Source organism: Actinomadura logoneensis, from assembly GCF_003428695.1.
Classification (GTDB): domain Bacteria; phylum Actinomycetota; class Actinomycetes; order Streptosporangiales; family Streptosporangiaceae; genus Spirillospora; species Spirillospora logoneensis.
Map to the genome: position 1 here is coordinate 1 of NZ_QURH01000996.1, position 11,022 is coordinate 11,022.

The window sequence follows — 11,022 nt, forward strand, 5'->3', positions numbered from 1 at the left end:
GCGCGGGTGGGCGCCGCCCCCGGGCGGTCAGCTCTGGTTGAGCGTGTCGGTCAGGGCCTTGTTCGCCTTGGCGATCGCGGAGTCGACCGGCGCCCCGTTCATGATCTCCTTGAGCATGGTGGGGATGATCTTCTTGTTCTGGTCCGCCTCGGTCCAGTTCGGGGTCTTCGGCGCGCCCTTGACGTTGGCCATCTGCTGGGAGGCCGGGCCCTGGATCGGGTCCTTGGCGTAGGAGTCGTCCTTCAGCAGGTCGGTGAACTGCGGGAAGAACTTCAGCTGGTCGGCGAACGCCTTGGCGTTCTTCTTGCCGGCGACCGAGGTCAGGTAGTCGAACGCGACGCCCTTGTTCTTGCTGTCACGCCACACCGCCAGGTGCGAGCCGCCCGAGAACGCCGGGCCGACCTGGCCGGTCGGCGTCGGGATGGTGAACGCGCCCATCTGCTTGGTGTACTTCGCGCTGATCTTCTCGATCTGCGGCAGCGTCCAGGCGCCGTCGATGTACATGCCGAGCTTGCCGTTGGCGAAGTCCTTCTGCGGGCCGGCGAGCTCGTTCACGCCGATGTAGCGCTTGGGCGCGACGCCGTCCTTGACCAGGCCGGTGTAGTACTCGACGGCCTTCTTGGCCTCGGGGGTGTCGAGCTTGCCGACCCACTTGCCGTTCTCCTTGGCGGCGATGTCGCCGCCCGCGCCGAACAGGAAGCTGGCGAACCCGTTGGTGAAGTCGGACGGGGCGGCGATGCCGTCGACCTTGCCGCCCTCCTTGTCCTGGATCGTCTTGGCGGCGGCCTTCAGCTCGTCCCAGGTCTTGGGGATCTGCACGCCGTCCTTCTGGAACAGGTCCTTGCGGTACCAGACGACCCGGACGCCGGCGTACCACGGCACGGCGTACGTCTTGCCGTCCAGCTGGCCGAGGTCGAGGGAGCCCTTCACCAGGTCCTTGCCCTCCGACCAGCCGTTCACCTGCTCGGTGATGTCGGCGAGCGCGCTCTGCCCGGCCCACGTCACGGCCTGGTCGTTGCCGATCTCGACGACGTCCGGGCCCTGGCCGGTGTTGAGGGCGTCCTGCAGCTTCTTGGTCGCGTCCGGCCACGGCACGTAGACGACCTCGACCTGGGTCTTGGGGTGCTTCTGCTGGAAGTCGGCCTTGGCCTGCGCCAGGACGCCGTCCTCCTCCTTGTTGGCCGCGCCCATGAACCAGGCGGTCAGCTTCGCGGGCTCGGCGCCCGAGTCCTTGTCCTTCTTGTCACCGCCGCCGCCGCAGGCGGTCAGCCCGATCGCCAGGGCGGCGCTCACGGCCGCGATTTTCGCGATCTTCAAGGGGTTCTCCTTCTTCCGGCCGCCCCTCGCGGGCGGGACTTCTCGGCGCGATGCGGGAAACCGGGGCCGGACCGTTTAGGGTCCAGCCATGCCCGGTGTTCCGCGCACCGGCCGCGGGGGGTGCTCGCGAGTCGGTGCAACGCTCGCGTCCTGCTCCGTTCGCCTGGGGCGGTGGGACGCTTGCGCGTAAACTAACAAGAAACTTTCCTAAACAAAACCGCCCGTTAGCGGATTGAGACTTCGAGGGGACGACGAAGCATGGAGAGCCGCCCCGGGACGCCGCGCCTGCTGCGCGAGCTGAACGACCGGGCCGCCCTGGACCTGCTGGTCGCGCGTGGTCCGCTGACCCGCGCCCAGATCGGTGCGCACACCGGGCTGTCCAAGGTCACCGCCTCCCAGCTGCTCGGCCGGCTGGAGGAGCGCGGCCTGGTCGAGGTCGTGGGCGAGCAGGCGGGCGGACGCGGACCCAACGCCGCGCTGTACTCGGTCGTGTCCGGCGCCGCCTACGTCGCCGGGCTCTCGGTCGGCCCCGAGGGCGTCACCGCGGGTGTCGCCGACATCACCGGCGCCGTCGCCGCGCAGGTCACCGTCGACCCCAACAACGGCGGCGACCCCGTGAAGTCCGTGCACAACGCCGTGGTGAAGGCCGCCCGCTCGGCCCGCGTCGCGCTGCGGAAGCTGACCGTCCTGGTGATAGGGACGCCCGGCGTCGTGGACCCCGGCACCGGCGACGTCCAGTTCGCCTTCGACCTCCCGCACTGGCACGAGGGCGTCCTGTCGGCGCTCCGGCACGACCTGCGCCGCCCGGTCGTCATCGAGAACGACGTGAACCTCGCCGCCCTCGCCGAGCGCGCCTACGGCGCCGGACGCGAGCACGAGGACTTCGCCCTCATGTGGCTCGACCGCGGCATCGGCCTCTCGGTGATGCTCGGCGGACGCCTGATCCGCGGCCGGTTCGGCGGCGCGGGCGAGATCGGCTACCTGCCCGTCCCCGGCGCGCCGCTGCCCCTCGGCACCGCCCGCCGCGCCCCCATGGACGGCGAGGAGGGCGTCACCGAGTCCACGTCCTGGGGCATCCCGGCCCTCGCCGGCGGCTACGGCTCGCTGGTCGGCGCGGACGCCGTCCGCTCCCTGGCCCACCGGCACGGCATCGCCGAACCCACCGCCGTCGAGTGCGTCCGCGCCGCCGCCGCCGACGAGGGCCGCGGCGGGGACTTCCTGGACGAGCTGGCCGTCCGGATCTCCTACGGCGTGACCTCGGTGAACATCGTCCTGGACCCGGGCCTGGTCGTGCTCTCCGGCGAGCTGGGACGCGCCGGAGGCCGTCCCCTGGCCGAGCGCATCGAGCGCGCCGTCGGCCGCCTGAGCCCGACCCGTCCCACCGTGACCGTCACCGAGATCGAGGGGAACCCCGTCCTGCGCGGCGCCCTGCACGCCGCCCTCGAACAGGCCCGCGACGAGGTCTTCTCGAGCTGACCTCGCAGGCTTACCGGCCCGGACGCCGCCATCGGAGCGCGTAGGCCGGCGCACAGGCGTGGCGGCACCCCGGACGCGCGGACGCCGCCGCGGAACGACCGCGGCGGCGCCTGTCCCGGAGGAGTGTCCCTACTTGCTCGCGGGCTGGGCCTCCGCCGCCTCGTGGCGGCGCGGGTCACGCAGCGCGCGGTCGATGATGACCTGGTTGATGACGTGCCGCCTGCGCCGCTGCGCCGCGGCCCACCGTGCCGTCGGTGTCATGCTGACCCCCGTTCCGCGGTGGCGTCCTTCATCCCGTGGCCACCGCAACCCCATGTACCGCAATGCTGTCATCCGAACGGCCGGAAGGGATCCACCCACGGGATGAAACGCCGGTCAGACCTTCAGTGGAGGTAGAGGGTGGATCATGATGGGAACGGGCCCCGGGGACGGGACCGCTCGAGACACCTGACCGACTTCGGGGGGATGCCATGGCGCTGCGCGACCGGTTGAAGCGACTGGTGCAGAAGCCCGGCAGCGCCGACCTCGCGCCGCTGCGCGACGTGGTGGCGGACGCCGGGGAGCGCGAGCGGCGCGTGCGGGCGCTCGGCGACGCCGAGCTGACCGCCGCCGCCTCCGCCCTGCGGCCCCCGGGCGTCCGGCTCCGTCCGGACGCCACCGGTGAGGGTTCCGAGCTCCTCGCCCCGGACGCGTCTGGTTCGTCCGGAGCTTCCGGCAGGGACGGCGCCGGCCTGGGAGCGCGGGGCGGATCGTCCCGGAAGAAGGGCGGGCCGTCCGGCCAGGAGAACGCGGGCGGTGCCGACATCGACCTCGCGGAACTGTGCGCGCTCGGCCGGGAGGCGGCGCGGCGGACGCTGGGAGAGCGCCCGTACGACGTCCAGCTCGTCGGGGCGCTCGCGCTGCTGCGCGGCCAGGTCGCCGAGATGGCCACGGGCGAGGGCAAGACGCTGGCGGGCGCGATCGCCGCCGCCGGGTACGCGCTGCGCGGACGGCGCGTCCACGTGATGTCGGTGAACGACTACCTCGCCCGCCGCGACGCCGAGTGGATGGGACCGCTGTACGAGCTGCTCGGGGTCTCGGTCGCGTGGGTCGGGCAGACGTCCACGCCGGACGAGCGCCGCGCCGCCTACGCCGCCGACGTCACCTACGCCCCGGTCAGCGAGATCGGCTTCGACCTGCTGCGCGACCGGCTCGCGACCTCGACCGCCGACCCGGTGCTGCCGCGCCCCGAGGTCGCGCTGGTCGACGAGGCCGACTCGGTGCTGGTGGACGAGGCGATGGTGCCGCTCGTCCTCGCCGGGGCCGCCGACCGCGCGGGCGCCGACCCGTCCTACGCCGACCTGGTGCGGCGGCTGCGGCCCGGCCGCGACTACGGCACCGACACCGAGGCCCGCAACGTCCAGCTCACCGCGGCGGGCGCGCGGGAGGTGGAGCGGGCGCTCGGCGGCATCGACCTCTACGCGCCCGACAACCTCGCGGTCCTCACCGCCGTGAACGTCGCCCTGCACGCCGAGGTGCTGCTGCAGCGCGACGTGGACTACATCGTCCGGGACGGCGCGGTGAAGCTGGTCAGCGAGTCGCGCGGCCGGGTCGCGCTGCTCCAGCGCTGGCCGGACGGCCTCCAGGCGGCCGTCGAGGCCAAGGAGGCGCTGGACGCGTCGCCGAGCGGCGAGATCCTCGACTCGGTCACGGTCCAGGAGCTCATCGGCCGGTATCCGGTGCGGTGCGGGATGACCGGCACCGCGATGGCCGTCGCCGGGCAGCTCCGCGAGTTCTACGGCCTGGACATCGCGGTCGTCCCGCCGAACCGGCCGTGCGTCCGCGACGACCGTCCGGACCGGCTGTACGCCACGTCCGCGGACAAGGAGGTCGCGGTCGTCGAGGAGATCGCCGCCGCGCACGCGGCCGGCCGTCCCGTCCTGGTCGGCACCGGCGACGTCGCCGAGTCCGAGCGGCTGGCCCGCCGCCTGGTCCGCGCCGGGTTCGAACCGGTCGTGCTGAACGCCAAGAACGACGCCGAGGAGGCCGCGATCATCGCGCGGGCGGGCGCGCCCGGCGCGATCACCGTGTCCACCCAGATCGCCGGGCGCGGCACCGACATCCGGCTCGGTGGCCCGCCCGTGGAGAAGACCCCCGGCACCGCGCCGCTGGACGACCCCGCCGCCGGGACGCACGACCAGGTCGTCGCGGCGGGCGGCCTGCTGGTCATCGGAACCGGCCGGTACCACAGCAGCCGCCTGGACGACCAGCTGCGCGGACGCGCCGGACGCCAGGGCGACCCGGGCGCGTCGGTGTTCTTCACCAGCCTCCAGGACGACCTGGTCACCCGCTACGCCCCGGACGAGGAGTACAAGGGCCCGGTCGGCGACGACGGCCTGATCGACGCCAAGCAGGCGCACTGGATCGTCGGCCACGCCCAGCGCGTCGCCGAGGGCGTCGACCTGGAGCTCCACCGCAACACCTGGCGCTACAACAACCTCATCGGCCTGCAGCGCGCCGAACTGCTCGCCGAGCGCGACGCCGTCCTGCGCGGCGACGCCGCCGACCGCCTGATGGCCGAGAAGGCGCCCGCGAAGCACGCCGAACTGGTCGGGCTGGCCGGGGCCGCCGAGGTCGCGGCGGCGGCCCGCCAGCTCCTGCTGTTCCACCTGGACCGACGCTGGTCGGACCACCTCGCCTTCCTCACCGACGTCCGCGAGGGCATCCACCTGCGCTCCCTCGGCCGCGGCCTGGACCCGCTCATCGAGTTCAACGCCGAGGCCGTCCCGGCGGGCAAGCGCCTGCTGCCCGACGCCCGCGCCGCCGCCGTCGCCGCCTTCGAGAACCTGAGGACGTCCGGCGACGGCGCCCTCGACCTCGAGGGCGCGGGACTCCAGCGCCCGTCCGCCACCTGGACCTACCTCGTCCACGACAACCCCTTCGGCTCCCTGGACGAGCGCGCCCTGCGCGGCCTGATCTCCCTCTTCAAGGGCCGCCGTAGTAGCTAGGTCGGGGATTCGCTGGACCAGGGCCCGCGCGCGGACGGCCGGGAGGGCGGGGAAGTTCCCTCGGATCCGGCTCGGACCCGGCTCGGCCCTGGCCGGATCCGGTCGTGATCGGTTGAGGCCGGCGAGCGGATCCCGTTCGTCGCACAGTCATGCTAAATAAAACGGGACCCGCCGCCGCGACGGCTCGCGTACTGGCCTGGACCGCCACGGCCCTGCTGCTCATCGCCGGTACGGCAGCCGGCGTCGCCGCTCTTGCGCAGGCGGACGCGGGCGGCTACTTCTCCACGAGCCGGCACCGGTTCACCACCTCCGGTGTGGCGCTCAAGACCGACGAGATCGACGTCGGCTCGTCGTCCGCGCACGCCGCCGACCCCGATCCGGACATCGGTGAGTTGGCGCGCGTGCGCATCAAGGTCGAGGCGGCCGATCCGAACGTCCCGATCTTCGTCGGCATCGGACCCAAGGACCAGGTCGAGGCGTACCTCCGGGGCGTCGCCTACGACGACTTCGTCTCGGCCGAACTGAAGCCCTTCCAGGCGAGCTTCCGGCACGTGCCCGGGGCCGGCCGGGCGGCGGACCCCACCCGCCGGACGTTCTGGGTCGCCTCGTCCGCGGGACCTGGCCCCCGCACCCTGACCTGGGACAAGACCCACGGCGCGTGGTCCGTCGCCGTCCTGCGTCTGGACGGTGCCCCGAACGTGGACGTCCGCGCCTCGATCGGCCTGCGCTTCGCCTTCCTGACCCCGCTCTCCCTCGGCTGCCTCGTGGCGGCCCTCCTCTGGCCCGCCTGGCGCGTCACCCGTCGCCTGACCCGCCGCCCCGAAGAGGCGTCGAACGCGTGAGCCACCGGCCCCGGCCGAGACGGCCGACCCGGCGGCCCCTATCCCCAGACCGGACGGCGCGCGTGGTCAGCTCCCCGCCGTGTCCGCCGGGTACGACACCCTGAAGGCTGGGCGGCGCGCACATGGTCGGGCCTCGCCGTGTCCGCCGGGCACGGCACCCCGAAGGCCGGGCGGCTCACGTGTGGTCGGGCCCCCGCGGTGTCCGCCGAGGTACGGCATCCTGAAGGCCGGACGGCGCGCGTGTGGTCAGCCTCCCGCCGTGCCCGCCGGGTACGGCCCCCTGAAGGCTGGGCGGCCCGCACATGGTCGGGCCCCGTCGTCCCCGCCGAGCACGGCACCCCGAAGGCCGGACGGCGCGCGTGTGGTCAGCCCCCCGGCGTGCCCGCCGGGTACGGCCCCTGAAGGCCGGGCGGCGTGCGTGTGGTCAGGCCCGGAGGCGGAGCCCCTTCGGGGTCGGGTGGAAGCCTGCGGCCTCCAGGGCGGCGGCGAGCGGCGAATCGTTGATGGACTCGCCGTCGGCGCGTTCGACGGTCAGCTTGCCGAGGGCCCCCTCGCGGACGGCCAGGGCCAGCGCGTCCACCGCGGGTTGCAGGACGGCCGGGTCATCGTCCCAGGTCAGGAGGGTCTTCCCGCCGCGTTCGACGTACAGGACGAGGCGCCCGCCGATGAGGACGACCAGCGCCCCGGCCTTGCGGCCCGGCTTGTGGCCGCTCGCCACCTCGCCGCCCGGGCGGTCGGGCCACGGGAGCGCGGCTCCGTAGACGTTCGCGGGGTCCGCAGCCGCGAGGACGAGCGCACGCTCGCCAGGCTCGGGCCGGCGTGCGCTCGCCATGGGCGCGACCGAGCCGCCCAGCGAGGCGGACCGTCCGTGGCGGTGCCCTGCGGAACCGCCACCGCCCCTCGCGTCTTCGTCGGACGGATCTTCCGGGGGCAGTTGCCAGCGGTCGCTGGTTTGCTCCGCAGGGGAGTCCCACCGGTCGTCGGGCGTGTCCCAGCGCGCGTCGGAATCAGCGGCGCCGGACGTCTCCCAGCGCGCGTTGGAATCAGCAGCGCCGGACGTCTCCCAGCGGGACGCCGACGGCCCGGAGGCGGACGGCGGGGACGAAGCCGGCGGGGACGACGCGGGTGGCGCCGACGGTGACGGGCGCAGGGCGCGGAGGCGGTCAACAGCCCCCGGCAGAGCGAACTGCGCCGCGCCCAGGCCCTCGACGAAGTAGCCCCGGCGGCAGCGGCCCGTCTCCTCGAACGCGCGCAGGACGGGGTAGACGGCCGAGAAACCGCCCGGCGTACGCTCCGCCGCGACCGCGCCCCGGATGACGATGCCGTACCGGTCGAGCAGGGACTCGGCCAGCGCGTGCGAGCGGGCCGTGGCGGAGGACTCCCGCTCCGGAAGCGGCCACCAGCGTCCCGCGACCGTCGGCGGGCCGGTCCGCGACGGCAGGACGGGACGGCCCCGCCGGGTCGCGCGGGCGCGGTGCGCGGGACGGCCGGAACCGAGCGCCGCGCGCAGCGGCGCGAGCGTGTCGTTGGTGAGCAGGCCCGCCCAGACCAGGTCCCAGACGGCGGTGACCAGGTCGGCGTCGTTCACCGCGAGCCCGCGCTCGCGGTTCACCCGGTCGGAGAGCATGCGGAAGAACAGCGCGCCCCCGCCCTCCAGCAGGTCGAGGACCGCCTGGTGGACGGGCGTCAGCGTGATCTCGGCCGGTTCGGGCATGAGCAGTGGCGCGGTCTCGGCGAGGTAGAGCGCGACCCAGCCGTCCCCGCCGGGAAGGCTGCCCTGACCGGCCCAGACGACCTCGCCGGACGAGGTCAGCTCGTCCAGCATCGCGGGCGAGTAGCCGGGCACCCGGGACGGCAGGACCAGGGACTCCAGCGCCGACGCCGGGACCGCCGCGCCCTGCAACTGCTCGACCGCCTGCACCAGCGCGTCGAGGCCGCGCAGCCGGGAGCCGCCCGTGATGCCGTGCCACGCGGGCAGGAACCGGCCGAGCGCCTCGGGCGGGGACGGCTCGACCTCGGCGCGCAGCCGCGCGAGAGAGCGGCGGCGCAGCGTCCGCAGCACGCCGCTGTCGCACCACTCGGACGTCAGCGGCCCGGACACGGCCTCGACCGGCAGGAACTCGCCCTCGACGACGCGTCCGGCGGCGGCGAGCCGGCGCAGCGCCTCGGTCGCCACGGCCGCGCCGAGCCCGAACCGCGCCGCCACCGCGTCGGCGCGGAACGGCCCGTGCGTGCGCGCGTGCCGGGACACCAGGTCGCCGAGGGGATCGTCCACCGGCTCGAGGAACGCCTCGGGCACGCCCACGGGCAGCGGCACGCCCAGCGCGTCGCGGAGCCGCCCGGCGTCCTCGATCGCGGCCCACCGCTCCTCCCCGGCGACGCGGACGCGGATGACCCGGCGCTCCTCCTCCAGCCGGGCGGCGAAGGGCGCGGCGTCGTGCGGGCGGGTGAGGCGCAGCCCGATCTCGGACGTGGTGAGCGGTCCGAGCGCGCGCAGCAGGTCGGCGACACCCTCCACATCGTGGGCGCGGCGGTCGGGCGCGAGCCGCTGCAGCTCCCGCTCGGTGTCGGCGACGACCTCCGGATCGAGCAGTTCCCGCAGGTCGGCCTGGCCGAGCAGTTCCGATAGGAGCGCGGTGTCGAGCGCGAGCGCCTGGGCGCGGCGTTCCGCGAGCGGCGAGTCGCCCTCGTACATGAACGCGCCCACATAGTGGAACAGCAGGGACCGCGCGTAGGGAGACGGCTCGTTCGTCTCGACCTCGACCATGCGCACCTTGCGTCCGGCCAGGTCGCGCATGAGCTGGACGAGCCCCGGGACGTCGAACACGTCCTGGAGGCATTCGCGCATCGTCTCCAGGACGATCGGGAACGACGGGTACTTGCCCGCGACGCTGAGCAGTTGCGCGGCACGCTGCCGCTGCTGCCACAGCGGCATCCGCTTGTCGGGGCGGCGGCGCGGCAGCAGCAGCGACCGGGCGGCGCACTCGCGGAACCGGGCCGCGAACAGCGCCGATCCGCCCAGTTCGTCCACCACGACGCGCTCGATCTCGTCGGCGTCGAAGGCGCACAGGTCCATGCTGGGCGGGTCGTCCATGTCCGGGATGCGGATGACGATGCCGTCGTCGGCGTGCATGGCCTGCGCGTCCACGCCGTACCGTTCGCGCAGGCGGCCCGCGATGGCGAGCGCCCACGGCCCGTGCACGCGCGCGCCGAGCGGGGAGTGGACGACCATGCGCCAGTCGCCGAGCTCGTCGCGGAACCGCTCGACCACGACCGTCCGGTCGTCCGGGACGTGCCGGGTCGCCTCCCGCTGTTCGCCCAGGTAGGACACCAGGTTGCCGGCGGCCCACTCGTCCAGCCCGGCGTCCGTCACGCGCGCCCGGGCCCGCTGCTCGGGCAGCGCGGCCAGCTCGCGGGTGAACGCGCCGAGCGCCCGCCCCAGCTCGGCGGGACGGCCCGGCGAGTCGCCGTGCCAGAACGGAAGCTTGCCCGGCTGCCCCGGGGCGGGCGAGACCAGGACCCGGTCGGGCGTGATGTCCTCGATGCGCCAGGAGCTGGCGCCGAGGACGAACACGTCGCCGACCCGCGACTCGTAGACCATCTCCTCGTCCAGCTCGCCCACCCGCGACGACTTCTCGCCCACGAGGAACACGCCGAACAGGCCCCGGTCGGGGATGGTGCCGCCGCTGGTCACCGCCAGCCGCTGCGCGCCCGGCCGGTCGCGCAGGACGCCGGCCACCCGGTCCCACACCAGGCGGGGGCGCAGCTCGCCGAACTCGTCGCTGGGGTAGCGCCCCGCGAGCATGTCGAGCGTCGCCTCCAGCGCGGACCGGGGGAGCGTGGCGTAGGGCGCGGCCCTCTTGACCAGGGTCTCCAGGTCGTCCACGGGCCACTCGTCCATGGCGACCATGGCGACGATCTGCTGCGCGAGGACGTCGAGGGGGTTGCGCGGGTAGCGCAGCTCCTCGATCTCGCCGCCGCGCATCCGCTCGGCGACCACGGCGGTCTGCACCAGGTCGCCGCGGTACTTCGGGAAGATCACGCCCTTGGACACCGCGCCGACCTGGTGGCCCGCGCGCCCGACCCGCTGCAGGCCGCTGGCCACCGACGGCGGCGACTCCACCTGGACGACCAGGTCGACCGCGCCCATGTCGATGCCCAGCTCCAGGCTGGACGTGGCGACGACGGCGGGCAGCCTGCCCTCCTTCAGGGCGTTCTCGATGCCCGCCCGCTCCTCCTTGGACACCGAGCCGTGGTGCGCCCGCGCGATCTCCGCCGGGACGCCCCGGGCCGCTCCGGCCTGCGCCATCATCTGCGCCGGCGTCCCCCCGGCGGGACGCGCGCCCGCACGAGGCGCCGCCGTTCCGCCGGACGCCCCCGACCCCCGGACGTCCGCGCCG

At 74.4% G+C, this 11,022-nt stretch carries 6 protein-coding genes; 3 read left to right on the forward strand and 3 right to left on the reverse strand.

Going from position 1 to position 11,022, the window contains the following annotated elements; translation table 11 throughout:
* Positions 1 to 27: 27 nt before the first annotated feature.
* Positions 28 to 1,317 carry an extracellular solute-binding protein gene (locus DZF91_RS34090; RefSeq protein WP_117361156.1) on the reverse strand — a complete coding sequence of 430 codons (1,290 nt, stop codon included), beginning with the start codon at positions 1,315 to 1,317 and terminating at the stop codon, positions 28 to 30.
* 258 nt (positions 1,318 to 1,575) lie between these two features.
* Between DZF91_RS34090 and DZF91_RS34095 the strand changes: the two genes are divergently transcribed.
* Complete coding sequence (locus DZF91_RS34095) at positions 1,576 to 2,793, forward strand: ROK family transcriptional regulator (RefSeq protein WP_117361157.1); 1,218 nt, start codon at positions 1,576 to 1,578, stop codon at positions 2,791 to 2,793.
* 129 nt (positions 2,794 to 2,922) lie between these two features.
* On the opposite strand, the gene DZF91_RS42790 is transcribed toward DZF91_RS34095, so the two are convergent.
* Entirely contained in the window at positions 2,923 to 3,054 is a 132-nt protein-coding gene (locus tag DZF91_RS42790) for a hypothetical protein (protein ID WP_268915996.1), read from the reverse strand.
* Between the two features lie 209 nt (positions 3,055 to 3,263).
* Between DZF91_RS42790 and secA2 the strand changes: the two genes are divergently transcribed.
* Together secA2 and DZF91_RS34105 are read left to right on the forward strand one after the other, a co-directional pair.
* Positions 3,264 to 5,780: an accessory Sec system translocase SecA2 gene (gene secA2 / locus DZF91_RS34100; RefSeq protein WP_199487088.1), complete on the forward strand. Its 2,517-nt coding sequence runs from the start codon at positions 3,264 to 3,266 to the stop codon at positions 5,778 to 5,780.
* 149 nt (positions 5,781 to 5,929) lie between these two features.
* On the forward strand, positions 5,930 to 6,622 hold the full coding sequence (locus DZF91_RS34105; RefSeq protein ID WP_147341521.1) for a hypothetical protein: 693 nt from the start codon (positions 5,930 to 5,932) through the stop codon (positions 6,620 to 6,622).
* 424 nt (positions 6,623 to 7,046) lie between these two features.
* Here DZF91_RS34105 and DZF91_RS34115 read toward each other — a convergent pair.
* Positions 7,047 to 11,022, reverse strand: a 3,976-nt coding sequence (locus DZF91_RS34115) for an Lhr family helicase (protein ID WP_407920965.1), incomplete at its 5' end; no start/stop codon positions are given.